General features: G+C 65.1%; 1 protein-coding gene. It reads left to right on the forward strand.

Translation table 11 applies throughout. The annotated features are described in order from the left end of the window. A partial coding sequence (locus ACCC97_RS28910; protein ID WP_413336423.1) for a tripartite tricarboxylate transporter substrate-binding protein occupies positions 1–238 on the forward strand: 238 nt, incomplete at both ends.

The following is a 238-nucleotide window of genomic DNA, read 5'->3' on the forward strand; positions in this document are numbered from 1 at the left end:
GGCCTGATCGGCATGGACAACGTGGCCAAGGCGCCGCACGACGGCTACACGCTGGGCATCTGCTTCAACGGCCCGATCGCCTTCGGCCCTTACATGTATGCGCGCATGACTTACGTGCCTTCGCGCGACCTGGTGCCCATTGTGCTCACGACATCGCAGCCCAACGTGCTGGCGGTGCAGGCGAACAACCCCGCGAACACGCAGCCCGAGTTCGTCGAATGGGCGAAGAAGCGGGGCG

Source organism: Variovorax sp. Varisp85 (assembly GCF_047304045.1).
Lineage (GTDB): Bacteria > Pseudomonadota > Gammaproteobacteria > Burkholderiales > Burkholderiaceae_C > Variovorax.